This window comes from Nocardiopsis coralliicola, from assembly GCF_054779695.1.
Genome location: NZ_BAAGXT010000003.1, coordinates 201035 through 227041, shown reverse-complemented (window position 1 = coordinate 227041; position 26007 = coordinate 201035). Strand labels below are relative to the sequence as shown.

The following is a 26007-nucleotide window of genomic DNA, read 5'->3' as shown; positions in this document are numbered from 1 at the left end:
ATGATGTCGAGCGGGCGGAGGGCGAGGGGCCGTCACCCGAGGCGTTCCACGACTCGGCGACCTCGGCCATGCGCTCCGGGTGGATCTCGGCGGTGCCGGAGCGGGCAGCATCGTCGTTCATGGGGGGGGGTTCGAGCGAGGGGCCGGGTACGGCGAAGAGCCTCGCGTGCGGTTGGTGCACGCATGTACGGTGCGGGCCCGCCGGGTGCAGACGGCCCCCGGCCCACACTGCGCGGGCTGGGCCGGGGGACCGGGCCGCGGGCTACGCCGGGGGCAGGTCGGCCAGCGCGGCGAGGCGCTGGCGGTTGCGGTCGGCGGTACCCAGTGCCAGGGAGGCGCTCTTGGCGCGCTTCAGGTACAGGTGGGCCGGGTGCTCCCAGGTGAATCCGATGCCGCCGTGCAGCTGCACCGCCTCCTCCGCCGCCGTGACCGCCACGCCGGACACGAACGCCTGGGCCAGTGCGGCGTTCAGGTCGGCCTCGCGGCCGTCCCCGCCCGCCGTCGACGCAGCCGCCCGCACCACCGCGCGCGCCTGGGCGATCGAGACCCACAGATCGGCCAGCCGGTGCTTGAGCGCCTGGAACGAGCCGACCGGCCGGCCGAACTGGGTGCGTGTCTTCAGGTAGTCCACGGTGGTGGACAGCGCCCATTCGGCCACGCCCAGCTGCTCGGCGGCCAGCAGCGCTGCGCCGGTGCGGAGTCCCGCGGCGACCGCCCGCTCGGCGGCGTCCCCGGAGGCGATCAGCTCGCCGGGCGCGCCGTCCAGCCGCACCTCGGCCAGCGGCCGGGTCAGGTCCAGCGTGACCGCGGCTGAGACCGTCGCGTCGCCGGCGTTCACCCAGTACAGCGCAGGTCCGTCCGGGCCGGTGGCGGGTACCGCGAACCGGCCCGCCGGGAGCGCGTCGGCCACCGCGGAGACCGCGCCGGACAGCCGCCCTCCTTCGGCGCGCACCGTGCCGGGGAACGGCGCGCCCGGCGCAGTCCCCAGGCCGACGGCGAGCGCCGCCGTGACCTCGCCGCCGGCGAGCTCGCGAAGCGCCGGCTCCGCTCCCGGGCCGGCCGCCAGCAGCGTTCCGGCGGCCAGCACCGCGCTGCCGAGGAACGGCACCGGTGCGACCGCCCGCCCCAGCTCCTCGGCCACCACCGACGCCTCCCGCCAGGACGCCCCGGCGCCGCCGAGCTCCTCGGGGATCGGCAGCGCCAGCGCGCCCAGGCCGGCAAGGTCCTTGGTCAGCGCCGCGTCGGCCACCTCGGCGGTCTCCACCCGGGCCAGGACCGCCTCGGGCGGGCACCGGTCCGCCAGCAGCGACCGCACGCTCGCCCGCAGTTCCTCTTCGACCTCGCTGTACAGGAGGTCGGCTGCTGCTTCGCTCACTTCGGCAGGTCCTTCCACGCGACGTCCTTGTCCACCCGGATCTCCGGCGGCAGCCCCAGCACGCGCTCGGCGATGATGGTCCGCAGGATCTCGGTCGTGCCGCCCTCGATCGAGTTGCCCTTGCTGCGCAGATAGCGGAAGCCGGGGCTGCGGTCGGCGAAGCCGACCCCCTCGGGCCGGCGGAAGGTCCAGTCGTCGTAGGCCAGCCCCTCCTCGCCGAGCAGCTCCAGCTCCAGCCCGGAGATCGCCTGGTTCAGCCGGGAGAACGCGTACTTGGCCGCCGACCCCTCCGGGCCGGGCGCGCCGGCCGCGAGCTGCTGGCGCAACCGCTCCTTGGTCAGCCGCGCCGCCTCGGCCTCCGCCCACAGGCGCAGCAGCGCGTCGTGGCCGCCGGGGGTGCGCAGTTCGGGCCGGGACCGCCACAGGTCGGCGACGACGCCGATCATGCCGCCCTCACGCGGGTCGGCCTGGCCGCCGATGGCGACCCGCTCGTTCATCAGGGTGGTCTGCGCGACCTTCCAGCCCTCACCGACCGCGCCGAGCCGCTGGGAGTCGGGGATGCGCACCCCGGACAGGTAGACCTCGTTGAACTCGGCCTCGCCGGTGAGCTGGCGGAGCGGACGCACCTCCACGCCGTCGGCCTGCATGTCGCAGATGAAGTAGCTGAGGCCCTTGTGCTTGGGCACGTCCGGGTCGGTGCGCGCGATCAGGATCGCCCACCGCGCCCGGTGGGCCAGCGACGTCCACACCTTCTGTCCGTCGACGGTCCAGTCTCCCTCCCCGCCGCCGCGCACGGCGCGGGTGCCCAGGGCGGCCAGGTCCGAGCCCGCGCCCGGCTCGCTGAACAGCTGGCACCACACCTCCTCGCCGGTGTAGAGCGGCTTGAGGTAGCGGGCGCGCTGCTCCGGGGTGCCGAAGGCCAGGATGGTCGGCGCCGCCATGCCCAGACCGATCACCAGGCCCTCGCGGCCGGTGGGCGCGGCGCCGAGCCGCGCGAACTCCGCATCGACCACCGCCTGCAGCGCGCGGGGGGCGCCGAGCCCGCCCGCCCCCTCCGGGAAGTGCACCCAGGCCAGGCCGGCGTCGAAGCGCGCGGCCAGGAACTCCTGCTGCGGCGTCTGGTCGGGATCGTGCGCCGCAGTGAACTCTGCGACGCGCCGCCGCAGTTCGGCGGCGTCCAGTTCCGCCGCGTCGGGGACCGCTGACATGAGACCTCCTGCATCGTGGGCTCTGCGTCGGGCAGCCGGCCCGACCGCGGGGGTCGGCCGGCTGCCGCGGTGGGCTCCGCGCGACTGCTCCGGGGAGCCGATCGGGGCGCCCGGCCCGGGCGCCTGCTGTGCGCTGTGCTCCTGCTGCGGCCGGTGGGCCCCGGCGGGGTCAGTCCAGCGGGCCGCCGGCCACGTAGATCACCTGGCCGGAGACGAAGCCCGCCTCCTCGCCGGTGAGGAAGGCGATGGTGTTGGCGATGTCCTCGGGGCGCCCCGGGCGGCGGACCGGGATGTTGTCCGCTGCCGCCTTGGAGAACGTCTCGAAGTCCAGGCCGACCCGCTCGGCGGTGGCCTTCGTCATGTCGGTCTGGATGAAGCCGGGCGCGACCGCGTTGGCGGTGACGCCGAACTTGCCGAGCTCGATGGCGAGGGTCTTGGTGAAGCCCTGCAGGCCGGCCTTGGCCGCCGAGTAGTTCACTTGGCCGCGGTTGCCCTGCGCCGAGCTGGAGGAGAGGTTGACGATGCGGCCGAAGCCCTCCTTGGTCATGTGCGCCTGGGCCGCGCGGCTGGCCAGGAACGCGCCGCGCAGGTGCACGTTCATGACCGTGTCCCAGTCGGACTCGGTCATCTTGAACAGGAGGTTGTCCCGGATCACGCCGGCGTTGTTGACCAGGATGACCGGCGGGCCGAGGCGTTCGGCGACGGTGTCGACGGCCGCGGCCACCGCGTCGGCGTCGGACACGTCGGCGCCGATCCCGACCGCCTCGCCGCCGTCTGCGGTGATCTGGTCGGCGACCGCCTGCGCCTCCGCTGCGTCGAGGTCGACGATGCCGACGGCGCGGCCCTCAGCGGCGAGCCGCCGTGCGGTGGCGGCGCCGATGCCGCGGGCGCCGCCGGTGACGATGGCGACGCGGCGGGGTGTTTCGGCCATGGTGGGCTCCTCCTGGCGGTGCGGCACCCCGCGTCCGGCCGGGTCTGCCGGGCGCGGATGTGGTCCAGTGCATACGTGGGGGAGATCCTAACCGCCGGGACCGACCGGGCGGTATGTGGGAGCGCGAAAAAGCCCGCTGAGCCGGCGCCGCAGCAGGCGGCGCGCGGCGCGCGGGAGCGCGGCGCAGGGGGAGGTGTCCCGGTACGGTGCCCCGCGGGCGCTACGGTGGTCACGACGGACCCTTCCGCCCCCGCAGCTGCACCCCAGCCGGCGCTGCCGCGCAGGACCGTCCCGCGTTCCCGCATGCGAAAGGCCATGGCGTTTTGTTTGACGCCCACCTCCACATCATCGACCCGCGCTTCGCCGCCACCGGTGGCGGCTACGTGCCCGACCCGTTCACGGTCGACGACTACCGGGAGCGCACCCGGGCCCTCGGCATCACCGGGGGCGCCGTGGTTGCCGCGTCCTTCCAGGGGTTCGACCAGGGCCACCTGCTCGCCGCGCTCCGGGACCTGGGGCCGTCCTTCGTCGGCGTGGCGCAGCTGCCGCCGGACACCTCTGACTCCGACCTGCGCGACCTGCACGCCGCGGGCGTGCGCGCGCTCCGGCTCAACCTGGTCCGCGGCATGGCCGAGGACCTGGACGCGCACGTCCAGCTCGGGCTGCGTGCGGCCGACCTGCTCGGCTGGCGCGCCGAGCTCTACATCGACTCCCGGACGCTGCCCGCGGTCGCGCCGGTCATCGCGCCGCTGCCGCGGATCGCGATCGACCACCTCGGCCTCGCCGCGGAGGGCCTGCCGGCCCTGCTCGACCTGGTGGGCTCCGGCGCCCGGGTGAAGGCGACCGGCTTCGGCCGCGGCGACGTCGACCCCGCCCGGGCCCTGCGCGCCATCGCCGACGTCAACCCCGGCGCCCTCATGTTCGGCACCGACCTGCCCTCCACCCGCTCCGAGCGGCCCTTCCGCGACACCGACGCCGACCTCGTCGCCGAGGTCCTCACCGCCGAAGAGGCGGAGCGCGCGTTCGAGCGCAACGCCCGAGACTTCTACGGCCTCTCCGCCCACTCCTCGGCGGGCTGACGCGCGGGCCCGCAGCCGCGCCCCGGCCTGCCCGGTCCGGGCCGTGCGAGGGCCTGTCCTGCTCGGCCCGGGAGCGCCGCCGCCCGCGACCGCGATCCAGGGGGCGCGGACCGCGCGGCCGCCGTGCCTGAACGGAGCCCCTCTGCGGGGCTCGGCCGGCCCTCGCCTCCCGGGTGCCGGCCCCGTCCCGATCGCGCAGCGTGACCCCGACCGCGCCGCACCGGTCTTCCGGGCCGCCGCGCTCCGCCGCCAACCGGCGCCGCCGCGACGTATCGCAGCGCAAAAGTCACGCTGGGTAGCGGTAGCATTGCCGGGCTCCCCCTCCGCGGCCGCCCGGGAGTGCGGGCTCCCGCGTCCGATTCGGGGTAGCACCACCCCCCCGGGTGGGGGCGGCTGGACAATACTTAGAGTAGCGAAAATCCGCCACAAACCGGGGTATCGTAACTCTACGAGTTGATCGGTGGTTCGCTGCCGGTCGCGGACGAGGGAAGTGGGGGTGGGCGCGGTGATCGTGGTCGCGCACCGAGGGGCCTCCGCCTATGCGCCGGAGAACACGCTCGCCGCTCTGCGCGCCGCGGGCAGCTGCGGCGCGGACATGGCGGAGATCGATGTGCGCAGCACCCGCGACGGCGAGCTGGTCGTCGTGCACGACCCCACCCTCATCCGCACCACCGACGCCGCCGCGCGCTTCCCGGAGCGGCGTCCCTGGCGCGTCACCGACTTCACCCTGGAGGAGGTGCGGTCGCTGGACGCTGGCTCCTGGTTCGCCCCCGAGTTCGCCGGCGAGCGCGTCCCGACTCTCGCCGAGGCGCTCGAAGTCCTCCGCGACACGGGGGTGCGGGCCCTCGTCGAGCTGAAGACGGAGCGCCGCGACCGGGTGGTCGGCGCGCGGCTGGCCGCCTTCCTCGGCGCCAGCGGGGCGCCGGCGGCCGACCTCGGCGTCGTGGTGCTGCAGAGCTTCGACTGGATGACCCTGCGCGCCGTCGCCGACGCAGTCCCCGGCCTGCGCACCGCCGCTCTGGGGCGGCCCTACAGCCGGTACGGGCTGCGCCGCGTCGCGCGCTACGCCCAGCAGCTGCACCCGCACCACCTGCGCGTCACCGCGGCCTATGTGCGCCAGGTGCACCGGCAGGGGATGGCGATGTTCGGCTGGACCGCGAACCATCCCAGTGCGATCCGCCGCCTGGTCCGGGACGGGGTGGACGGGATCATCACCGACTACCCGGACCGCGTCGCCGCAGCCTGACCCTGCCGCGGCTGCGGCCGCGCCGACCGCGCCCGCGGAGTGCGCCGGCGCGCTCCAGCCCCTCGGCCCGCGGGGGCCGGCCGTGCCTGCGGTTCGCCGCGGCCCCGGCGCCCGAGGCCCGGTGCGGCGGGCGAGGCCCGTCCTCCGCCTCCTGCCCGCGGTGCGCCCTGCGGCCGAAACGGGCTGCGGTGCCTCCCTGCTCCGGGCCGCGGCTGTGCTGCCCGATCGGCGGCGACGTCGCTTATCCGGGATTGCGTGCGGTCAAGTGCGCCAATCTCCTGTGCGCCGGGACGGAGTGACCTAGGATGCCATGCATGAGGAATATGCACGTGCATATGGCGTTTGCGCGGAGCATCTCCGGACCGCGCACACAGGGATGGCGACATAGTCGGCCACATGACTGCGAGGGGATCGCGGTGAACGGAGCGTCAGTGGAGGACACGTCCGGCAGGGCGGGTTTCGGCCGGTTCGCGGCCCGGTTTCCGCGCCGTTCCGCGGACCCCGCCCGCTGGTGGATCGCCGCGCTTGAACGTGCCGGCGTCCCCGCAGCCGATGCGGCTGCGGCGGGCGCTGCCGCAAGCGCCGGCGCCGACGTCGAGGTCGCCGTGCCGGCCGGGACCGGTGCGCCGGCCGCAGCGCGCAGTGCGGGCGCCGCCGTCCTCGCCGAGTGGGGGCTGCGCACCGCGGGTGAGGCGCTCGACCTCGTCCTGTCCGAACTCGTCACCAACGCGGTCCGGCACGGACGTCCTGACGCACCGCCCGGATACGGATATGCGAACGTTATCCGCGTACGTCTGATGCGCCGCGGCGCGCAGGTCGTCTGCGCGGTCCACGACCCGAGCACCCGCCCGCCCGCGCCGCGCGATCCCGACCTGCTGCTGGAGTCGGGGCGCGGATTGCACCTGGTCGGGTGCTTTTCCCGCAGCTGGGGCGTTGTTCCGGCGCGCCCGTGCGGGAAGTACGTCTGGGCGCTGATCGGCTGACCCGCGGCGGACGGGCCGGAGCCCGCACCGCTGCGTCGCCGTGCGCAACCGGCCGCCGCGCATCGGGCCGCCGCAACCGTGGCTTACGCCATGCCGTACCGTCCGTCCGGACGCGCGCGCTCAGCGGCGCTATCGTGGGTGGGTGCAGCACTGAAATCCGACGCATCGGGCAGTCCGGGCGCCGCGGAGCCAACCGGGCACCGCGTTCGCGAGTGAAGCCGGGGAGGCAGCGGTCATGAGCGGGATCTCCCGCATCAAGGAGGGGGCGGGGCCCACTGTGCGCCGCATGCTGCTCGGATCCGAACTGCGGAAGTACCGCGAGCAGGCGAACATCACCCGCGCCGAAGCCGGGCACCACATCCGCGGCTCGGAGTCGAAGATCAGCCGCATGGAGCTGGGCCGCGTCGGCTTCAAGCCGCGTGACGTCGAAGATCTCCTCGAACTCTACGGAGTGGCCGACCGCCAGCTCATCAAGCTGATGGGCGACATGGCCCGGGAGACGAACAAGCCGGGCTGGTGGCAGCAGTACGGCGAGTCGCTGCCCCAGTGGTTCCGCTCGTACGTGGGCCTGGAAGAGGCGGCCAGCCGCATCCGGATCTACGAGGCGCAGTTCATCCACGGCCTGCTGCAGACCGAGGAGTATGCGCGCTCCGTCATCAGCGGCGGTGTCTCGCCGCCCGAGCACACGGTCGAAGAACGCGTCCAGGTGCGCATGCAGCGCCAGCGGCGCCTCGACGAGCCCGACCTCACCGTGTGGGCCATCCTGGACGAGGCCGCCGTGCGCCGCCCGGTGGGGCCGGTGGACGAGAAGAGCAGCAGTGTCGACGTCATGCGCCGGCAGCTGGAGCACCTCGTCGAGCTCTGCCAGCGGCCCAACATCACGCTGCAGATCGTGCCGTTCAGCGCCGGCGCGCACGCCGCAGAGGCCGGGTCGTTCACGATCCTGCGCTACCCCGACTTCGAGCTCGGCGACGTCGTCTACATCGAGCACCTGACCGGCTCGCTCAGCCTCGACAAGCGCTCCGAGGTGGACCTCTACAGCATGGCGATGGAGCGGCTCAGCATCGTCGCCGAGGCGCCCGCCGAGACGGAGAAGATCCTCAGGGCGATGATCGACGAGTTCTGACGGCTGCACTGCCGCGAACCGCCGGCGGCCGCACGCCCGCTTTCCCGCCGGGCGCTTCGGACCGCGGCCGGTGCGGACGGTTCCGCGCACGCGGCTGCCGCACTGGGGTAGCCCTGGCGGAGACCGCAAGCCGCGCACCGTGCCGCTGCTGTGCACGCCCGGCAGCCGCCGTCGCCGTTCGGCCTGCCGCCCGCCGCCTCCGGCGAGCCGGCGTTCGCCCGCGGCGCGTTCGCCGCGGTCGCGGGAGCCCGGCGTGATCGGTGTACCGGGCCTGCTGTCCTGCGCGGCACGACCGGGCGCGGCCGGGGCGAGCCCCCGTTAGCGCGCCCCGGCCTCACGTCGATCGGAGGCTCCGGGCGCTGCTGCGCCCGGAGCCTCCGATGGGACCGGTCGTCCGCCGCCCACTCCGGTGTGCAGCGGAGAGGGCGGCGGGCCCCGGTGGATCAGCGGTGCCGCGGGGCGGCCGGCCGCTTCGGTCGGCAGGTCCCGGCCAGGGCGCTCAGCTCCGGGCCGGTGTCCACCGGTGTCAGCCGAGGAGGTTGTCGAAGTCGCCGTCCTTGGCACCGAGGATGAGGCAGTCGATCTCGTCCTGGGTGTAGACGAGGGCCGGGCCGGTGGGGAACCGGGAGTTGCGCATGGCGATCGATCCGTCGGAGAGCTTGGCGAACTCCACGCAGGAGCCCCGTGAGTTGCTCCGCCGGCTCTTCTGCCAGGCGACGTCGTTCAGTTCGGACGCTGCAATGCCGTTGTACGTGCTCATATGCTGCGAGTCCTCCTTGATCCGGTGGTCGGAGCCATGCATGTGCACTCTCGGATGCACGTGCATCAGCACCGTACTTTGCTCAGGATAGCGCACGTGAATGCAGCGTGCGGGGCGCTTTCGTCCGATGTATGCGGCATGTAAGGATGTGCAATCCCGCGGCGTGAATTGCAGGAGAGGGCGCGCCGGGGATGACAGCGGGCCCCGCCGGATCCGGCGGGGCCCCGTCTGTGTCGGCGCTGTCCTGCGGCGATGCGGTGGCAGCCGGCGCCGTCCGGCGCCGGGGCGGCGGATCGCCGTCCTGCTGCTCGGCCCTGGCGCGCTCAGGCTGCGTTCTTCCTGTCGGCGGCCGAGTCCGCGGCCCGCGCCGGCTGCCGGCGTCGGGCGCCGGGGGAGTGCCCGCTGCGGCCTGCGGCCGGTTGCGTGCCTAGCCGCAGCCGAGTCCGCCGGACAGCGACTCCAGGTTGGCCCGCATGATGGAGGGGTAGTCCTCGCCCGGCGACTGGTCGGTGATGCCTTCCAGCGGATCGAGGACCGCGGTGTCGGCGCCGGTCTCGCTGGCGATGGTCTCGGCCGTCTCGGGGCTGGTCAGCGTCTCGGTGAACACCGTGCTGACGTCGTGCTCGCGGACGGTCTCGGCCACCTCGGCGATGCGCGCGGGGGAGGGCTCGGAGTCGGGGTCGATCCCGGCGACCGAGATCTGGTGCAGGTCGTGCTGCGCGGCGAGGTAGCCGAACGCGGCGTGGTCGACCACCATCTCGCGGCTGTCGCACTCGGCCAGGCCGGACGTGTAGTCGTCGCCGATCCCGGTGAGCTCCTCGCGCACCCGCTCGGCGTTGCCGGCGTAGTCCTCGGCGTGGTCCGGATCGGCTTCGGCGAGCCGGTCGGCGAGGCCGGCGGCGGTCTCGGCCATCCGCTCGGTGTCGAGCCACATGTGCGGGTCGGACTCGCCATGGTCATGGGAGTCCTCCTCGCCGTGGCCGTGGCCGTCCTCCTCGCCGTGGCCGTGTCCGGGGTCGCCGTCGTCCTCGGTGGCGCTGCGCAGTTCGACGAGGTCGGCGACGTCGAGCGCGTTGCCCGTCTCGCTCTGGGCGACCGCCTCGTCCACCGCCGGCTGCAGGCCGCCGATGTAGAAGGCGACGTCGGCGTCGACGACCTCGCCGGTCTGCCGCCCGGTGAGCTCCAGGTCGTGCGGCTCGGCACCGGGCTTGGTCAGGTTGGTGACCGATCCGTGCTCGCCGGCGACCTCCTCGGCGAGCCACTGGAGCGGGTAGACGCCGGTGACGATGGAGATCCCCTCGCCGCCGCCGCTGCCCCCGCCGTCAGCGCCGCAGCCCGCGGCGAGGACGGCGCCCGCGGCGCAGGCCGCGACGATCTTGACCGGCTTCGCTGTTCTCATGCTCCTTATTCTCAAGAGAATGAAAACCGTTGTCAATTTGGTGGGTTTCCACCGTTCTGCCGGTTATGCTCCGGGGTGGCCCCGGATGTGCCGCGTCGGCGCCGGATCGCCTCAGTTCACCTCGGCGAACCGCTCCACGTCGCGGGTGCTGCCGGCGACCACGATCACATCGCCCTTCTGCGGCACAGTGTCGGCGGTCGCGTAGGTGAACTCCGCACCGTGCCGCTTGATGCTCACCACGGTGACGCCGTAGCGGGCGCGGAGGCCGGAGTCGCCGAGCCGCTGGTCGAGCAGCGCCCGCGGAGCCCGCGTCTTGCCCAGCGCGAAGCCCTCCTCGATCTCCACGTAGTCCAGCATCCGGCCGGAGAGCAGGTGCGCGACCCGCTCGCCCATGTCGTGCTCGGGCAGCACCACGTGGTGGGCGCCCACCTGCTGCAGGATGCGGCCGTGCCGCCGGCTGATGGCCTTCGCCCAGATCCGCGGCACCCCCATGTCCACCAGCAGCGACGTGGTCAGGATGCTCTCTTCGAGGTGGGTGCCGATGGCGACGACGGCCCGGCTGAAGTCGGCCGCGCCGAGCTGGCGCAGCGCCTCCTCGTCAGTGGCGTCGGCCACCGCGCTCTGGGTGAGGGTGTCGGCGAGCGACTGGACCAGCCGCGGGTTGGAGTCGACCCCCAGCACCTCCCAGTTCTGCGCGATCAGCTCCATGGCGAGCGAGCTGCCGAACCGGCCCAGCCCGATCACCAGAACCCGCTTGTCGTTGGCGTTGCTCCGGGGCACGGTGCCCTCCTCGGTGGTCGCGCCGGCGTCCGGCCGGCTCTGCTCTGCTGCGCCGCCGGAAGCGCTCCGGCGGCGGTGTCGGTGCTGCTCCGCGGGCTATCCGATGAACGGGCGGCCCACCGGGCGGTCGAAGCGGCGGGTGCGCTCGCGCAGGGCGAGCGCGGTAGCGAAGGTGACCGGGCCGATCCGGCCCGCCACCATCAGCACCGCCAGCAGCACGTGGGCCGCCGGCGGCAGATCGGGGGTGACGCCGGTGGACAGCCCGACCACGCCGAACGCCGAGATCACCTCGAACATCACCGGAACCAGGCCGAACCGCGTGGTGCCGAGCAGCACCACGGTGGAGACGACCACCACCGTCATGGAGAGGAACAGCAGACTCAGCGCCTGCCGGATGACGTCCGGCGGCAGTTTGCGGCCGAACACGTGCACCTCGGAGCGGCCCCGGATCTCGGCCCAGACCACCAGGAACACCACCGCGAGCGTCACCACCTTGATGCCGCCGGCCGTGCCCGCGGTGCCGCCGCCGACGAACATCAGCATCATCGTCACCATCAGCGTGGCGTCGTGCATGGCGCCGGTGTCGACGACGTTGAACCCGCCGCTGCGCGGCATTACGCCGTGGAAGCCGCCGTCGAGCAGCCGCTGCCACCACGGCATGCCGCCCAGCGTCGCCGGGTTGTTCCACTCCAGCAGGGTGACCGCTGCCGCGCCGCCGGCGAACAGCAGCGCCGTGGTCACCAGCGTCAGCTTGGTGTGCAGGCTCCACTGGGCGTGCCGGTGCAGGTGGCGGCGGATCTCCAGGAGCACCGGGAAGCCGAGGCCGCCGACGATCGACGCGGCGGCGATCACGGTGAGGATGACCGGGTCGGCGGCGAACCGGGTCAGGCTGTCGCCGTACAGCGCCAGCCCCGCGTTGTTGAAGGCCGAGACGGCGTGGAAGGCGCCCAGCCCCGCCGCGGCGAGCGGCCCCTCGCCGTGCGCCAGCCAGAACCGCGGGAACAGGACCAGGGCGACCACGGCTTCGCAGAGCAGGCTCACCCCCAGGATGCGCAGCACCACCCCGCGGACGTCGCCGGTGCCCAGCGCGCGGTTCTCCTGGCTGAGTGTCATCCGCAGCCGCAGCCCGAACCGGTGGATGACCGCGAGGCCCAGCAGCGAGGCCAGCGACATGATGCCGATGCCGCCGATCTGGATGAGCACCGCGACGACCACCCGGCCGAACAGCGACAGGTCTCCGCCGAGGTCGATCACCGCGAGCCCGCACACGGTCAGTGCGGACGTGGAGGTGAACAGCGCGTCGACGAAGCTCAGCTGGGCGTCGCGGGCGTGTGCGGCGGGCAGGGTGAGCAGCCCGGCGCCGATCAGCCCGGCGGTGACGTAGACCAGGACGAACAGACTCGCCGGCCGCCGCCAGGGGGCGTTGCCCGCGGTGGGCGGGGCGCCCTTCCCCGCGAGCGCGCCCCAGCCGGGCGCTCCGAGTCGTCGCATCTGCCGGTCGCCGCCTTCCGTCGCACCACTCGTCTGCGGGCCTGGCCCGGTCCGGCCAGCGGCCCGGTGTGCTGCAGCGCGGTCCTGAGCGCTGCCGCGGCCCTGCGCCGCCGCTCCTGATGGCAGTCAGTGTGCACCAGGCGGCGCCGGTTCCCATCCAACAGGCAGACCGCGCGAACGCCCGCCCGCTGCCGACACGTGTCGGCAGCGGGCGGGCGTTCGCGCGGGTCCGTTCCGCCTCAGCCGGCGGCGTTCTCCGTGTTGCCGCTGCGCGGTGCCGGGTCGCCCCAGCCGTGCTTGCGGTAGTGCCGGCTGCGCACGAGCAGCACGCACGCCGCGAGCACGGTCGCGATGAGCGAGGCGGCGATGACACCGGTCTTCGCCGCCTCGACGGTGTGCGGGTCGGTGAACGAGAGCTCGGTGATGAGCAGGGAGACCGTGAAGCCGATGCCGGCCAGCAGCGACATGCCGGCGATGTCGATCCACTTGAGCGTCGGGTTCAGTTCGGCCGCGGTCAGCTTGGTGGTGAGCCAGGACCCGCCGAGGATTCCGATGAGCTTTCCGGCCACCAGCCCCAGCACCACGCCCATCGCCGCGGTGTCGGAGAACAGCGGTGCGAACCCGGTGAAGACGACGCCCGCCGACATCAGCGCGAAGACCGGCAGCACGATCCCGTTGGACCAGGGCCGGATCAGCTGCTCCACCCGGTGCGACGGGCTGTCGGCCTCGCCCTGGTGGGCGACGGTGCGCATGAGCAGGCCCATGGCGACACCGGCGATCGTGGCGTGCACGCCGCTGGCGTGCACCAGAGTCCAGATGGCTGCGGCGAGCGGGACGTAGACGACCCAGTTGGGCAGCGCGGAGGCGTTGAGCCGGGCGGCGAGCCCCCGGCCGCGCTGCAGGTAGCCGAAGGCGGCCAGCAGGGCGGCCGCGCCGAGGAGCGGGAGGAATGCCAGGTCGGCGGTGTAGAAGACCGCGATGACGATGATCGCGCCGAGGTCGTCCACGATCGCCAGGGTCAGCAGGAAGGTGCGCAGCGCGGGCGGCAGGTAGCGGCCGATCACGGCGAGGATGGCCACGGCGAACGCGATGTCGGTCGCCATCGGGATGCCCCAGCCGTGCAGCGTGTCCGGGCTGCCCGCGTTGACCAGCATGTAGATCGCCGCGGGGACCACCATGCCGCACAGGGCGGCGACGATCGGCAGCATCGCGCGGCGTGGATTGCGCAGCTCGCCGTGGACGAACTCCTGCTTGAGCTCGTTGCCGACCACGAAGAAGAACACGGCGAGCAGCGCGTCGGCCGCCCACGCGTGCACCGAGAGGTCGAGGTGCAGCGAAGCGGGCCCGAACGAGAAGTCGCGGAGCGCCTCATAGCCGCCGCTGAGCGGCGAGTTGGCCCAGACCAGGGCGACCACCGCGCCGCCGATCAGCATGAACCCGGCGACGACGTCGTCGCGGAGCCAGTCCGCGAAACCCGACAGGCCGCGGCGTTCGATGGACATGCGTGTTTTCCTCCTGGCTCCCTGCGTGGCTGTCGGCAGCCCCGCCCGCCGGATCGCCCCCGACGGCCCGGAGACGGGCCCGGCCGCGCTGGCGCGGCCGCGCGCCCTGGGCGATGTGTCCCTGAATGGGCGTGAACTGCGGTCCGACCTTACTCCGGAACCGATACCGGGTGGCGCAGGGGAGTGGGCGGTGGGCGCGTCGTCCCGGCAGGTCGCCCCTGCAGCGGAGGGCGGCAGGCGGCGGCCGCTCGAGTTTCCTTCGCGCGCGCGACAGCTTTCCTTCGCGGGCGCGACAGCGCGGGTGCCGGGCAGGGGAGTGTTGCGCGGGTCACGTGTGCCGGGCGCCCTCGTGGTCCACGTGGCCGTGCGGCTCCAGCTGCAGGGTGGAGTGCTCCACGTCGAAGTGGCCGTCGAGGCAGGCGTGCAGCCGGTCGAGCATGCGGCCCGCGTCAGCCAGCCGGCCCTCCTCCACGACGACGTGCGCGGACAGCACCGGGACGCCGGAGGTGATGGTCCAGGCGTGCAGGTCGTGGACGTCGAGCACCCCGGGCTCGCGCAGCAGGTGGGCGCGCACCTCGGTCAGGTCGACCCCGTGCGGGGTCGCCTCCAGCAGGACGTGGACGGCTTCGCGCAGCAGGCTCCAGGCGCGCGGCACGATGATGGCGAGGATCAGCAGCGAGACGACCGTGTCCACCTGGGACCAGCCGGTGGCCCAGATGACGGCGCCGCCGACGATGACGCCGACCGAGGCGAGCGCGTCGCCGAGCACCTCAAGGTAGGCGCCGCGGACGTTGATGCTCTCCTTCTGCCCGGTGCGCAGGATGAACAGCGCGGCGATGTTCATGACCAGGCCGAACGCGGCGACCGCCACCACCCAGGGGCCGGCGACCTCCTGCGGGCTGGCGATGCGCTCGATCGCCTCGTAGGCGATGAACGCACACAGGGCGAACAGCAGGAGCGCGTTGCCCGCGGCCGCGAGGACCTCGGCGCGCTGGGTGCCGAAGGTGCGCTTCGGGCTGGGCGGGCGGGCGGCGATCCAGACCGCGAAGAGCGCGATGGCGACGCCCGCCGAGTCGGTGACGGTGTGCCCGGCGTCGGCGAGCAGCGCGAGGCTCCCTGAACCCGCGGCGCCGACCACCTGGACGGCGGCCACGGTGAGCATGAGGCCGAGGACGAGCCCGAGGCGCCCCCGATGGGCGGACGCCGCAGTGCCGCCGTGCCCGTGTCCGTGTCCGGTTCCCATGTCCGCCTCCCGTGGCGCTCCCCGCGCGGCGGATCCTGGCCGCCGCCGGCCCGGTCCCCGTTATACAGCCACGGCTGTCTATACAGCAAATAGTGTACAATGATTACCATGTCCACCCTCGACGGTTCCGCGCCCGCCGACCCCGCCGCCGCACCCCCTTCGCCCGCAGCCGCCGCGCCGCCGGATGCCGCCCTGCCGGGCGCCCAGCGGCTCACCGCCGAGCAGCGCCTCGCGGCCCTGCACCGGCTCGGCAGGGCCCTGGCCGACCCCACGCGGTGCCGGCTGCTCCTTGCCCTGCTCGACGGTCCGTGCACGCCGGCCCGGCTCGCAGACCGGTTGGAACTTACCCGGCAGAACGTCTCCAATCACCTCACCTGCCTGCGTGAATGCGGCCTGGTGCACGGCGGCCGGTCGGGCCGCTCGGTCACCTACGAGCTCGTCGACCCGGCGCTGGCGCATGCGCTGGAGGACCTGCTCGGGGTCGTCTGGGGGGTGGCCGGCGCGCACGTGCCGCCCGGCGAGAGCACACCGGTCCCCACCGCCTGAGCCCCGGCCGGCCCGGGTGCGCGGTTCGGCCGCGCCGCAGGAGGGCTCCGCCGGCGGGCGCCGGGGATCGTCCGCCCGGTCCGCGCGGCGGCGTTCGGCGGTCCGGAAATACAGATCGGGAACGGCCGTTCGGGGAGAATCCGGAATCGGGCGCGAATTCCGGCCGCTTTGCCTCTCGGGGCGAATGCAGCCCGTATTCCCGCCCGCCCCGCCGGGTTCCGGATGCCCCTGCAGCCACGCGGCTATGACGCGGCTCACGCGACTCGGGGCGGCCGATAGCGGACACCCTGACATTTCGCTGACAGAACCCTGAGCGCCCCCCGGCAACTCCCCGCCTCTGCCCCCAAATCGGGCAGGAAGCGCAGCGACCGGTTCGAGACCGGAAGTATCGTGATGATGCGTGCCCGAAACGCCTCTGCGGCCCCGTCACCGCCCGCGAGGCGCCGCCGGCTCCTCGGCCGGCCTGCCGCGCGATACCGCACACTTGCGAGGAGTACGCCTCTAATGTCGACATCTGCCAAGAGCCCCCTGGGCGCGCTTGGCCTCCCCGGCCGACGGCCGCACGCACCGCAGCCGGGAGGCGCCGCGTGAACCGACTCGCCAAGGTCTCCTTGGGCAACCGGGCACTGATCCTGCTCATCACCCTTTCCGCGCTGGTCTTCGGCGTGATCGCGGCCGGCTCCGCCAAGCGCGAGCTGATGCCGTCCATGGAACTGCCCATGGTCATGGTCGGCGCCCAGTACCAGGGCGCCTCGCCGGAGGTCGTCGAGGACGAGGTGACCGTTCCGCTGGAGCAGGCGGTCAAGGGCGTTTCCGGGATCACCTCCTACACCTCCACCTCGGCCAACGGCAGCGCCCAGGTCGTCGCCGAGTTCGACTACGGCGACAGCACCGACGACGTCGTCCGCGAGGTCCAGCTCGCCGTCGACCAGGCGCGGGCGATGCTGCCCGACGACATCGAGCCCACCGTGCAGTCGTTCGGCCTGGACGACATGCCGGTCGTGATGCTCGCCGCGGGCGCCGGCGACGGCGACGCCCAGGCACTGGCCGAGCCGCTCGAAGAGCAGCTCGTGCCGGCCCTGGAGTCGATCGACGGCGTGCGCGCCGCCACCGTCACCGGCGTCAACGACTCCACCGTCACCGTCACCCCCGACGAGGACGAGCTGGAGGACGCCGGGCTGACCGAGGCCGACATCACCTCGGCCCTGCAGGCCAGCGGCGTTCTCTCCCCGGGCGGCGACATCACCGAGGACGGCCGCACCCTCACCGCCACGACCGGAACCAAGCTCGAATCCGTCGAGGACGTCGAAGACCTCTGGCTCACGCCCTCCGGCGGTGCCGCGGCCCCGGCCCCCGACGGCGCGGCCGGCTCAGCCGCGGGCGGTGCGGCCGGCGGTGCGGCGGGCGCGGTGCCCGGCGCAGCTGCCGCGGCGCCCGAACCGGTCCAGCTCTCCGAGGTGGCCGACGTCGAGCTCGCCGCCAACGAGTCCTCCTCCATCACCCGCACCGACGGACAGCCCAGCCTCGGCGTGATGGTCACCAAGACGCCCGAGGGCAACACCGTCGAGATCTCCGAGGCGGTCCAGTCCACCCTCGACGACGTCGGTCCGATGCTCGGCGAGGACGCGGCGGTCTCCGTCGTCTTCGACCAGGCGCCGTTCATCAACGAGTCCATCGTCGCCATGGCGGAGGAAGGCGGTCTCGGCCTCATCTTCGCGGTGGCCGTGATCCTCATCTTCCTGCTGTCGTTCCGGTCCACCATCGTGTCGGCCGTGTCGATCCCGGTATCGCTGCTGATCACCATGATCGGCATGCAGGTGTTCGGCTACAGCCTGAACATCCTCACCCTCGGCGCCATCACCGTGTCGATCGGACGCGTCGTCGACGACTCCATCGTCGTCCTGGAGAACATCAAGCGCCACCTCGGCTATGGCGAGGAGAAGGGCCGCGCGGTGTTCACCGGCGTCAAGGAGGTCTCCACCGCGATCACCGCATCCACGCTGACCACCATCGCCGTGTTCCTGCCCGTCGGCTTCGTGGGCGGCATGGTGGGCGAGCTGTTCCGGCCGTTCGCGGTCACGGCCAGCCTCGCCCTGGCGGTCTCGCTGATCGTCTCGCTGACGATCATCCCGGTGCTCGCCTACTGGTTCATGAAGACCACCCCGGTCCCGCCGGAGCAGGTCGACGAGGTCCGCGCCGAGGAGCACCGCCGCGAGCTGCGCTCGCCGCTGCAGCGGGGCTACCTGCCGGTCGTCCGATGGGCCACCAAGCACCGCTTCCTCACCCTGGCCGCGTCCGTCCTGGTGCTGGTCGGCACGGTCGGCCTCGCCATGAGCCCGATGCTGAAGACCAACTTCCTCGGCGACCAGGGCCAGAACACCTACCAGGCCACCCAGGAGATGCCTCCGGGCACCTCCGTCGGTGTCGCCGACACCGAGGCCGAGAAGGTGGAGAAGGCCCTCGAAGGCCTCTCCTGGGTCGACTCCTACCAGGCCTCGGTCGGCGGGGGCGGCGACCCGATGGCGGCGATGATGGGCGGCGGCGCAGGCGCGACGCAGTTCACCATCACCACCAACCCCGACGGCGACCAGGAGGTCTACCAGGAGAAGCTGCGCACCGCGCTCGAGGACATCGACACCGAGCACGAGGTGGCCCTCGCCGACACCGGCGGCATGGCCGGCCTCGAAGTCGAGATCACCGCGGACGACCCGGAGACCCTGGAGACAGCCGCCGACCAGGTGCAGGAGGCCGTCGCCGGCATCGACGGCGCCGCCGACGTGCAGAACAGCATCGCCGCGGCGATGCCCGCCCTGGAAGTCACCGTCGACGGTGAGGCCGCCGCGGAGGAGGGCCTCACCGAAGGCGCCATCGGCCAGGCCGTCTCCGACGCCTTCGAGGGCGCCGAGGCCGGCACCGTCACCCTCGACAACCAGCAGCACGACATGGTTGTGCGGGCCGAGTCGGCGCCGGAGACCGTCAAGGAGCTCCGCGACCTCGAGATCGCGGCGCCCGCCGGCGGCACCGTCGAACTGCGCGACGTCGCCGACGTCGACGAGGTCATGCAGGCACCGGAGCTCAACCGGACCGACGGCGTCACCAGCGCCACCGTGTCCGCATCGCCCACCGCCGACGACCTCGGCACGGTCAGTGCGGAGCTCGTCACGGTCCTGGACACCCTCGACCTGCCGGAGGGCGCCGAAGCCAGCATCGGCGGCGTCAGCAGCGACCAGAACGAGGCGTTCGCGCAGCTCGGCCTGGCCATGCTCGCCGCGATCGTGATCGTCTACCTGATCATGGTGGCGACGTTCAAGAGCCTCATGCAGCCGTTCATCCTGCTGGTGTCGATCCCGTTCGCCGCCACCGGGTCCCTCGGCCTGCTGGTGCTCACCGGCGAGCCGCTGGGCCTGCCGGCGCTGATCGGCCTGCTGATGCTCATCGGCGTCGTCGTCACCAACGCCATCGTCCTCATCGACCTCATCAACCAGTACCGCGCCGACGGCATGGAACTGCGCGAAGCGGTCGTGGAAGGCGCGCGGCACCGCCTGCGCCCCATCCTCATGACGGCGCTGGCGACCATGGGCGCCCTCACCCCGATGGCGCTCGGCATCACCGGCGGAGGCGCGTTCGTCTCCCAGCCGCTCGCCCTCGTCGTCATCGGCGGCCTGTTCACGTCGACGCTGCTGACGCTGGTTCTGGTGCCTGTGCTCTACACCATGGCTGAGGGTCGCAAGGAGCGTCGTGCGAAGCGGCGTGCTGCGCGGTTTGAGGCTGCGGTGGAGAAGGCGCGTGCGGAGCGGGAGTCGGTTCCGGAGGAGGGGGTTTCCTCGGGGGCCTGACTTGTGGTGGTGCCGCGTGTCCTGCGGGGTGCGCGGCACTGCTGTGCTGGGGGCGGTGCCGCGTGTCCTGTGGGGCGCGCGGCACCGCTGTGCTGGGGGCGGTGCCGTGTGCCCTGGTGGGGCGCACGGCACCGCTGTGTGCGGGGTGGTGCGGTGTGCGCGACAGGTCTCCCGCTCCGCCCGCGTCCGGCACGGCGGCGGCCCCGGTGCGCCTGTGCGCTGGGACGGCGCGCCGCAGTGCCGCTGAGCACGCCATATGGCAGGAAGCGACGCCGCCGCGCCGATTTGTGATCCGCCGATGTGCCAGGCAAGCTTCCCTGTATGGATGGCAAGGAGAGGGACCTCGACGACCTGGTTCGCGACGAGCTGGGCGACGAGCCGTCGCAAGAGGCCAAGGATTACGCGCGCGAGCTCTACGAGAAGTACCGGCTGCGCACCGCGGCGCCGGAAGGGGAGGGGCAGGCGCCGGCGAAGGACGGAGCCGGTCCGGAAGAGGGCGAGTAGTGCCCGGGCGCGAGCCCGGCGACCACACCGCACCGACAGCAGCACCGACACACCGCACACCACGACTTCGGCGCGCCGCGCACCGGCGCGCCTCCGGCACGGGCCTCCCGGACGCGGGGGGCCCAAGCTGTTCCGCCTGCGGCGCCGCCCGCCGCTGACCGGGCCGGACGCTAGGCCGGCGGCTCCTCCGCCTGCCGTCCCTCTGCTGCCGCGGACGGATCCTCGTCCGCCGCAGACCATGCCAGCTCGTACCAGATGCAGCGGCCCAGGCCGTCCTCCCGGTCCTGGGCGCCCCACTTCCACGACAGCGCCTCGACCAGGTCGAGGCCGCGGCCGTGCTCGCTGACATCGCAGGGCGACCGGTGCTGCGGCCGCGGCTGCTCCGTACTGCCGAGGTCGCTCACCTCCACCCGCACCCAGCCGGGTGCGCGGAAGACGGACACCTCGAACTTGCCGCCGTCGGCGCCCGATTCGCTGTGCGTGATGGCGTTCGTGGCGAGCTCGCTGGTGAGCAGCGTCGCCGTGGCGCACTCCGGTGAGGCGCCGAGCTGGCGCTCGACGAAGCGGCGGGCGTGCTTGACCTGGTGGGCGAGGCCGGGGAACCGGCGGCGGACCGGATCCCCCAGGACGTCGTGCGGATGAGAGTGCTCGGTCATGGTGTGCACCGGAGTTCGGCGGGTGGACGGGTGGCGCGCTGGACCCGCGGCCGGTCCGAACAGCAGCCCTCCCCCGGCGCGCCCTTTCGTTCCGGAGCCCGTTCAGGGCGTGCGGACGGCAGTGCGCCGCACGGCTGGGGCGCGGCCGCGCGATCGGGAGGGAGGGGATAACCGTGGGGGATCGGAGGGGGACGAATCCACGCACAGGATACGACGCCGGTACTCCCGTGCGGACCGTGGGCCCCGCTGGTGCTCACGCTCCGGAGCGGTGGAGTGCCGATCGGGCAGGGACGGAGAGCGTCCGTGCGCTGACCGGACGTGTCCGGGATGCGGTGCTGCGCAGGGGGCTCGTGCGTTTCTCGTGGTCGAACGGGAGTGTTGGCGCCCGGTTCATGCGGGGTTCACGGCGGCGCACCGGAGTTTCGCCAAGGTCGGCGGTGTCGGCTCGTGACACTGTGAATTTGGGCCGGTACCCGAGTCCCGAATGCGGGCACGACCGACCACGACCCCGCGACATCCCTGGAGGAACCGTGCACGACTCCGCGCACGTGCCGGCACGCCGCCGCCTGCCGCTGCTCGGCGTAGGCGGCAACAGATCGGCCGCCACCTGCCGCTTCCGATGCGGCAACGCCTGCTTCCACGAGGCCCCCAACACCAGCGACAACCCCTACTTCGGTGACGTCTTCGGCGCGCTGCTGAGCCGCCGCACCGCACTGCAGGCCGGCGCCGCCGGAGCCGGTGCCACCGCACTGGGCATCGGCGCACTCGGCGGGTTCGCCGCCCCCGCGGCCGCCGACACCGGAGGCGCGGGCCGCCGCCACCCGCGCCTCGGCTTCACCAGCCTGTCGACGTCCACCGAAGACACCGTCACCGTCGCCGACGGCTACGACCACAACGTCGTGATCCGCTGGGGCGACCCGGTGCTGCCCGGCGCGCCCGAGTTCGACATCGAGGACCAGAACCCCGAGGCGCAGGCCCAGCAGTTCGGCTACAACTGCGACTACGTCGCCTTCTTCCCGCTGTCCGCGAACCGCGGGCTGCTCTGGGTGAACCACGAGTACACCAACGAGAACCTGATGTTCCCCGGCTACACCGACGGCGGCGACATCGACACCGCGCTCATCGAGGTGTCCATGGCCGCCCACGGCGGCTCCATCGTGGAGCTCCAGTGGGAGAAGGGGGAGGGCTGGAAGCCCGCCCGCGGCAAGCGGAGGTTCAACCGGCGCATCACCGCCACCACCCCGATGCGCTTCACCGGTCCCGCGGCGGGCCACGCCCTGCTGCAGACCGCCGCCGACGCCGAGGGCACCGAGGTCCTCGGCATGCTGAACAACTGCGCCGGCGGCACCACCCCGTGGGGCACCGTGCTCACCTGCGAGGAGAACGTCGACCAGTACTTCGTGGGCGGCGAGGAAGCTCCGGAGGAGCTCAAGCCCAAGCTCGCCCGGTACGCCTTCAAGGTCGAGGGCGACACCCGCACCGACAACCGCCGCTTCGACCGCGTGGACGAGCGGTTCGACATCAGCCGGCACAACAACGAGCCCAACCGGTTCGGCTGGGTGGTGGAGATCGACCCCACCGACCCCTCCGCCAAGCCGCTGAAGCACACCATGCTCGGCCGCTTCAAGCACGAGGGCGCCACCACCCGCCTCACCGACGACGGCCGCGTCGCCGTCTACATGGGCGACGACGAGCGCTTCGAGTACATCTACAAGTTCGTCAGCGCGAAGAAGTACAAGAAGGGCTCCAAGCGGCACAACACAGCCGTGCTCGACTCGGGCACCCTCTACGTGGCCAAGCTGAGCGGCAACAGCCCCGCGGAGGAGATCGACGGCAGCGGCACCCTGCCCGAGGACGGCGCCTTCGACGGAGCCGGCGAGTGGGTCGCGCTCTGCACCGACGAGGAGAGCTTCGTCGAGGGCATGAGCGTCGCCGAGGTGCTCGTCTACACCCGGATCGCCGCCGACCGCGCCGGCGCCACCAAGATGGACCGGCCCGAGGACTTCGAGCCCAGCCCCGTCACCGGCAAGGTCTACTGCGCGCTCACCAACAACGACGCCCGCGAGCCCGGCCAGGCCGACGAGCCCAACCCGCGCGGCCCCAACAAGTTCGGCCACATCCTCGAGGTGAGCGAGGCCGGCAACGACGCCGCGGCGACCGAGTTCGCCTGGGACGTGCCGCTCGTCTGCGGCGACCCGGAGGACCCGTCCACCTACTTCGCCGGCTACGACAAGTCCAAGGTCGCTCCGCTGTCCTCGCCGGACAACGTCACCTTCGACCCGGTCGGCAACCTGTGGATCTCGACGGACGGCGCCCCCGGCTCGCTCGGCTTCAACGACGGCCTGCACGCCGTGCCGATGTGGGGCAAGTACAAGGGCGAGCTGAAGACGTTCGCCACCGTTCCGGTCGAGGCCGAGTGCTGCGGCCCGTTCATCACCGAGGACGGGATGACCGCCTTCATCGCGCCGCAGCACCCGGGCGAGGACGGCACCTACGAGGAGCCGACCAGCACCTGGCCCGACCACGAGGGCTACCCGCGGCCCTCGGTCGTCTCCATCTGGCACCGCAAGGGCAAGCCGATCGGCACCTGACCCGGCCGTGGCCGCGGGCCCGCCGGAGCTCCCGGCCCCGGCGGGCCCGGCTGCTCTGCGGCCCGCACCGGCCGCCTCCGCGGATCCGGTGCGGGCCGCAGTGCGCAGGACCCGTGTGCTGCGCGGGCCGCGCTGGCATGATGGTGCGCATGGTGCGAGAAGCCGATATTCCCCGACTGGACGTGCCTGCCGCGGGCGTCCACGCTGCCGACGACGAGCGCTACGACGGGCGGATGCCCTACCGCCGGACCGGGCGCAGCGGGCTGCTGCTGCCCGAGGTGTCGCTGGGGCTGTGGCAGAACTTCGGCGACGACCGGCCGCTGGAGGCGCAGCGCGCGATCCTGCGCCGCGCCTTCGACCTCGGCATCACCCACTTCGACCTCGCCAACAACTACGGGCCGCCGCCCGGATCCGCGGAGCTCAACTTCGGCCGCATCCTGCGCGAGGACTTCCGCGCGCACCGGGACGAACTGGTGGTCTCCACCAAGGCCGGCTACCCGATGTGGCCCGGCCCCTACGGCAGCGGCGGCGGCTCCCGCAAGTACCTGCTGGCCAGCCTCGACCAGTCGCTCGCCCGGATGGGGCTGGACTACGTCGACATCTTCTACAGCCACCGGTTCGACCCGGACACGCCGCTGGAGGAGACCATGGGGGCGCTGGACGCCGCGGTGCGCTCCGGGCGCGCACTCTACGCCGGCATCTCGTCCTACTCCGCCGAACGCACCGCCGAAGCCGCCGCGATCCTGCGCGGGCTGGGCACGCCGCTCCTCATCCACCAGCCGTCGTACTCGATGGTGAACCGGTGGATCGAGGAGGACGGCCTGCTGGACACCCTGGAGCGGGAGGGCGCCGGCTGCATCGCCTTCTCGCCGCTGGCCCAGGGCATGCTGACCGACCGCTACCTCGGCGGCGTTCCGGCCGGCTCGCGGGCTTCCCGGGCCGGCTCGCTCAACCCGGACTGGCTCACCGAGGAGAACCTGGCCACGATCCGCGAACTGGACGGGCTGGCCCGCGACCGCGGCCAGACGCTTGCCCAGTTCGCGCTCCAGTGGGCCCTGCGCGACCCCCGCGTCACGTCGGTGCTGGTGGGGGCCAGCAGCACGGCGCAGCTGGAGGACAGCGCCGCGGCCGCGCGCGGCCCCGCGCTGACCGAGGGGGAGTGCGCCGCCGTCGACCGGCACGCGCACGACCTCGGGATCAACATCTGGCAGCGCTCCAGCGACGCCTGAGGCCGCCGCGGGCCCGGTGCCCGCGGGCGGTTCCGCGCCCTATCCGGAATGGCGCCGGTTATGCATCGCGCAGTGGCCTGATGCGGCCGCCGGCGTTTCGGTAACGTGTTCCTTCCCTGTGCATCCTGGGGCTGGTGTTTCCGCCGTGATAAACGCCGTGGTCGACCGGGGAAGCGGATTCCGGGCCGCGGGGAAATGCCGTTTCGCGACGTTGGACGATCGGGCGCCCGTTGCGCTTTCTTGATGTCATAGTGACCAGCCGGTGTCCGGAAAAGGCGCACACTCGTTCAAATCCGACTCGCGGACCGTGAATCGGGTGAAACGTGTTTCGGTGCCGTGCCCGGAAAACCCTCCGGGACGCCGCCCAGGAGCTTCGCCGGGCCGCCCCCGCGGGCGGAGGCCCGCCCGTGGACATCGCTGGCCCCGAGACCGCACCGTGCGAAGGCGAAGGGTAGGAGGCCCCCGTTGGGCATGTTCCTGGTCCGGCGACTGGTGAACTATCTGGTTCTGATCGTCGTAGCGACCACCTGCGCCTACCTGCTCGCCGCCTCCACGCTGAGCCCCCGCGTCAACTACGAGAACCAGAGCCCCCGGCCGACCGAGGAAGCGGTCGACGCCCGGCTGGACGAGCTCAATCTCAACGACAAGACCCCGCTGGCCGAGCGGTGGGTCGTGTGGGCGGGCGACGTCGCCCAGGGCGATTTCGGCAAAACGATCTTCGGCAAGAGCGTCAACGACGAGATCGAAGTCCGGGCCTTCGTCTCGCTGCGCCTCATCGTCGCCGGCGTCATGATCGGCGCCACCGTCGGCGTCGCGGTGGGCGCCTATGCCGCAGTGCGCCAATACGGCTGGTTCGACCAGACCTCGACCGGCGCTGCGTTCCTCGTGCTCGCCGTGCCCGCCGTCGTGATCGCCGTCAGCCTCCAGGTAATGGCGATCTGGCTGAACGGCATCATCGCCGACCTCACCGGCATACCGCAGTTCTTCGTCTTCAACGGGGAGCGAACACCCGGCTTGGAGGCGGGGTTCTTCGGCACGCTCTGGAACCGCCTCCAGCACATGCTGCTGCCCACGATCGCGCTGGCGGTCGGCCAGTTCGCCGCGTTCAGCCGCTACCAGCGCAACATGATGCTCGACGTGCTCGGCTCGGACTTCGTGCGCACCGCCCGCGCCAAGGGGCTGACCAAGCGCGCGGCGCTGCTCAAGCACGCCCTGCGCACCGCACTCATCCCCACGGTCACCTACTTCACCTTCACCTTCGGCGTGATGATGGCCGGCACCACCTTCACCGAGAAGATCTACAACTGGAAGGGCATGGGCTCCTGGCTGATCGACTCCATCGCCACCCAGGACGTGCACGCGGTCGCCGCGGTCTCCTTCTTCATGGCGGTCTGCGTGATGGTGGCGGCCTTCCTCTCCGACATCCTCTATGCCTGGCTCGACCCGAGGGTGAGGATCAGCTGATGGCGCCCCAGTCCGCCCCCGACGCAGCCCGCCGTGCCCGGGGCGCCGCCCGGCCCGG

The 26007-nt window shown here is 72.7% G+C and carries 20 protein-coding genes; 10 read left to right on the top strand and 10 right to left on the bottom strand.

All coding sequences use genetic code 11. From position 1 onward, the window contains the following. Positions 1-262: 262 nt before the first annotated feature. The 3 genes from ACYVGT_RS04415 to ACYVGT_RS04405 form a co-directional block, all read right to left on the bottom strand. Complete coding sequence (locus ACYVGT_RS04415) at positions 263-1375, bottom strand: acyl-CoA dehydrogenase family protein (RefSeq protein WP_460855094.1); 1113 nt, start codon at positions 1373-1375, stop codon at positions 263-265. Beyond that, positions 1372-2583: an acyl-CoA dehydrogenase family protein gene (locus ACYVGT_RS04410; RefSeq protein WP_460855093.1), complete on the bottom strand. Its 1212-nt coding sequence runs from the start codon at positions 2581-2583 to the stop codon at positions 1372-1374. Before ACYVGT_RS04410 ends, ACYVGT_RS04415 begins: the two co-directional genes overlap by 4 nt. Before the next feature lie 169 nt (positions 2584-2752). After that, a complete protein-coding gene (locus tag ACYVGT_RS04405) occupies positions 2753-3514 on the bottom strand; it encodes an SDR family oxidoreductase (protein ID WP_460855092.1) in 762 nt (253 codons plus the stop codon). A 323-nt stretch (positions 3515-3837) separates the two neighbouring features. Here ACYVGT_RS04405 and ACYVGT_RS04400 point away from each other — a divergent pair, with 323 nt between their 5' ends. The 4 genes from ACYVGT_RS04400 (at position 3838) to ACYVGT_RS04385 (ending at position 7948) form a co-directional block, all read left to right on the top strand. Continuing rightward, the gene (locus tag ACYVGT_RS04400; RefSeq protein WP_460855091.1) at positions 3838-4593 is read left to right on the top strand and encodes an amidohydrolase family protein; all 756 of its coding nucleotides are present in this window, start codon (positions 3838-3840) and stop codon (positions 4591-4593) included. Between the two features lie 505 nt (positions 4594-5098). Beyond that, the gene (locus tag ACYVGT_RS04395; RefSeq protein ID WP_460855134.1) at positions 5099-5839 is read left to right on the top strand and encodes a glycerophosphodiester phosphodiesterase; all 741 of its coding nucleotides are present in this window, start codon (positions 5099-5101) and stop codon (positions 5837-5839) included. A gap of 431 nt (positions 5840-6270) precedes the next feature. Then, on the top strand, positions 6271-6822 hold the full coding sequence (locus ACYVGT_RS04390; protein ID WP_460855090.1) for an ATP-binding protein: 552 nt from the start codon (positions 6271-6273) through the stop codon (positions 6820-6822). Between the two features lie 235 nt (positions 6823-7057). Next, a complete protein-coding gene (locus ACYVGT_RS04385; protein ID WP_460855089.1) occupies positions 7058-7948 on the top strand; it encodes a helix-turn-helix domain-containing protein in 891 nt (296 codons plus the stop codon). Between the two features lie 526 nt (positions 7949-8474). On the opposite strand, the gene ACYVGT_RS04380 is transcribed toward ACYVGT_RS04385, so the two are convergent. From ACYVGT_RS04380 to ACYVGT_RS04355, 6 genes are all read right to left on the bottom strand, one after another. After that, positions 8475-8708 carry a DUF397 domain-containing protein gene (locus tag ACYVGT_RS04380; protein ID WP_460855088.1) on the bottom strand — a complete coding sequence of 78 codons (234 nt, stop codon included), beginning with the start codon at positions 8706-8708 and terminating at the stop codon, positions 8475-8477. Positions 8709-9135: 427 nt separating this feature from the next. Continuing rightward, positions 9136-10107, bottom strand: a complete 972-nt coding sequence (locus ACYVGT_RS04375) for a metal ABC transporter solute-binding protein, Zn/Mn family (protein WP_460855087.1) — start codon at positions 10105-10107, stop codon at positions 9136-9138. A 111-nt stretch (positions 10108-10218) separates the two neighbouring features. Beyond that, complete coding sequence (locus tag ACYVGT_RS04370; RefSeq protein WP_460855086.1) at positions 10219-10887, bottom strand: potassium channel family protein; 669 nt, start codon at positions 10885-10887, stop codon at positions 10219-10221. Between the two features lie 96 nt (positions 10888-10983). Next, positions 10984-12378, bottom strand: coding sequence for a TrkH family potassium uptake protein (locus tag ACYVGT_RS04365; protein WP_460855085.1), 1395 nt, complete (start codon positions 12376-12378; stop codon positions 10984-10986). Between the two features lie 239 nt (positions 12379-12617). Then, a complete protein-coding gene (gene nhaA, locus ACYVGT_RS04360) occupies positions 12618-13880 on the bottom strand; it encodes a Na+/H+ antiporter NhaA (protein ID WP_460855084.1) in 1263 nt (420 codons plus the stop codon). Between the two features lie 328 nt (positions 13881-14208). Beyond that, positions 14209-15123 carry a cation diffusion facilitator family transporter gene (locus tag ACYVGT_RS04355; RefSeq protein ID WP_460855083.1) on the bottom strand — a complete coding sequence of 305 codons (915 nt, stop codon included), beginning with the start codon at positions 15121-15123 and terminating at the stop codon, positions 14209-14211. A 192-nt stretch (positions 15124-15315) separates the two neighbouring features. Here ACYVGT_RS04355 and cmtR point away from each other — a divergent pair, with 192 nt between their 5' ends. The 3 genes from cmtR (at position 15316) to ACYVGT_RS04340 (ending at position 20009) form a co-directional block, all read left to right on the top strand. Beyond that, a complete protein-coding gene (cmtR, locus tag ACYVGT_RS04350; RefSeq protein ID WP_460855133.1) occupies positions 15316-15669 on the top strand; it encodes a Cd(II)/Pb(II)-sensing metalloregulatory transcriptional regulator CmtR in 354 nt (117 codons plus the stop codon). A gap of 587 nt (positions 15670-16256) precedes the next feature. Beyond that, the gene (locus ACYVGT_RS04345; protein ID WP_460855082.1) at positions 16257-19505 is read left to right on the top strand and encodes an efflux RND transporter permease subunit; all 3249 of its coding nucleotides are present in this window, start codon (positions 16257-16259) and stop codon (positions 19503-19505) included. Between the two features lie 321 nt (positions 19506-19826). Beyond that, positions 19827-20009, top strand: a complete 183-nt coding sequence (locus ACYVGT_RS04340) for a hypothetical protein (RefSeq protein WP_460855081.1) — start codon at positions 19827-19829, stop codon at positions 20007-20009. Between the two features lie 170 nt (positions 20010-20179). On the opposite strand, the gene ACYVGT_RS04335 is transcribed toward ACYVGT_RS04340, so the two are convergent. Beyond that, positions 20180-20665: an ATP-binding protein gene (locus ACYVGT_RS04335; protein ID WP_460855080.1), complete on the bottom strand. Its 486-nt coding sequence runs from the start codon at positions 20663-20665 to the stop codon at positions 20180-20182. A 530-nt stretch (positions 20666-21195) separates the two neighbouring features. Here ACYVGT_RS04335 and ACYVGT_RS04330 point away from each other — a divergent pair. From ACYVGT_RS04330 to ACYVGT_RS04320, 3 genes are all read left to right on the top strand, one after another. Further along, positions 21196-23256 (top strand): PhoX family protein, encoded by a 2061-nt coding sequence (locus ACYVGT_RS04330; protein WP_460855079.1) that lies wholly within the window; start codon positions 21196-21198, stop codon positions 23254-23256. 149 nt (positions 23257-23405) lie between these two features. After that, positions 23406-24485 (top strand): L-glyceraldehyde 3-phosphate reductase, encoded by a 1080-nt coding sequence (gene mgrA / locus ACYVGT_RS04325; protein ID WP_460855078.1) that lies wholly within the window; start codon positions 23406-23408, stop codon positions 24483-24485. A gap of 465 nt (positions 24486-24950) precedes the next feature. Beyond that, positions 24951-25949, top strand: a complete 999-nt coding sequence (locus ACYVGT_RS04320; RefSeq protein WP_460855077.1) for an ABC transporter permease — start codon at positions 24951-24953, stop codon at positions 25947-25949. The last annotated feature ends 58 nt before the right edge of the window (positions 25950-26007 follow it).